Source organism: Kitasatospora sp. NPDC005856 (assembly GCF_040629945.1).
In the GTDB taxonomy this organism is placed as follows: Bacteria; Actinomycetota; Actinomycetes; order Streptomycetales; family Streptomycetaceae; genus Kitasatospora.
Map to the genome: position 1 here is coordinate 1 of NZ_JBEXWT010000231.1, position 1,420 is coordinate 1,420.

A 1,420-nucleotide genomic window follows, 5' to 3' on the forward strand; every position below is an offset into this window, starting at 1 on the left:
GGTGATGGGGTCGTGGGGTCCGGTGGAGATGGCGCCGCGGGTGAGGATGACGAGGTGGGTGTGGTCGGGGTGGTCTTGGTTGAGCCAGTTCTGGATGCGGGTGAGGGTGTGTTCGGCGAGTTGGTGGGCGTCGGTGAGGGGGTCGCCGGTGGGGGTGGTGTCGTCGGGGCGGACGACCAGCACATCGGCTGCCACGGTCGCCGACTCCGGCGCATCGGGCACGTCGATCGCCGACCACTCCATCACGTACGGCCGGCTCGGGGCCGTGTCGGCGCGTAGGCGCGCGGGGTCGACCGGGCGCAGGGCGAGCGACGTGACGTCCGCGACGGGCGCGCCCGCCGTGTCGGTGACGGTGATGGCGACGGCGCCCGTCCCGACGGGGGAGAGCCGCACCCGGACGGCGTCCGCGCCGACGGCGTGCAGGGAGACGCCGCTCCAGGAGAACGGCAGGACGGTCTCGGGGGAGTCGCCGAGCAGGCCGAGGGCGATGGGGTGCAGCGCGGCGTCCAGCAGGGCCGGGTGCAGGCAGAAGCGCCGGGCCGTCGGCTGCTCGGGCTCGGGGAGGGCGACGGTCGCGTAGACGTCGTCGCCGAGCCGCCAGGCCGCGCGCAGGCCCCGGAAGGCCGGTCCGTAGTCGTATCCCCTGGTGCCCAGGCGTTCGTAGGCGTCCGCGACGTCGATCGCGACGGCTCCGGCGGGCGGCCAGGCGGCGGATCGCGGGGGTGCGGAGGACGTCGCGGGCGCTTCGGCGGTGAGCGATCCGCCGGCCCGCCGGGTCCACGGCACGTCGCCCGAGGCGTCGGCGGGACGGGAGTAGACCGCGAAGGAGCGGCGGCCCTCGGCGTCCGGCTCGCCCACCACGGCCTGGAGCCGGACGGCCTCGCTCTCGGGGAGGGCGAGCGGGACCTCCAGGGTGAGGTCCTCGACGTGCCCGCAGCCGACCTCGATCCCGGAGCGGAGGGCGGTCTCCAGGTAGGCGGTGCTCGGCAGCAGCACGGTCCCGTGCACGGCGTGGTCGGCGAGCCACGGGAGGTCGGCGGTGGACACCTGGCCGGTGAGGACGTGTCCCTGGCCGTCGGCGAGTTCCACGGCGGACACGACCAGCGGGTGGTCCGTGCCGCTCTGCCCGAGGGCGCCGGTGCCCGTCACGGCGGGGTGCAGCCAGTAGGACCCGTGCTGGAACGGGTACGGGGGCAGGGCCGGACGCGGACCCGTGTGCGGGGTTCCGGCGACGGGCAGGCCCGTGATCCGCCCCAGGGCCAGGGCGGTCGCCAGCTGCGACGGACCGCCGCGGTCGCGCCGGAGGGTGGCGATCGTGGCCACCGCGGTGTCGGTGGTGTCGGCGGTTTGTTGGATGGGGGTGGTGAGGACGGGGTGGGGGCTGGTTTCGATGAAGTGGGTGTGGCCGGTGTGGAGGAGG

At 75.5% G+C, this 1,420-nt stretch carries 1 protein-coding gene; it reads right to left on the reverse strand.

Going from position 1 to position 1,420, the window contains the following annotated elements:
- Window positions 1–1,420 (reverse strand): polyketide synthase dehydratase domain-containing protein (locus ABZ449_RS42135; RefSeq protein WP_360357469.1); only part of this gene is annotated, 1,420 nt, incomplete at both ends.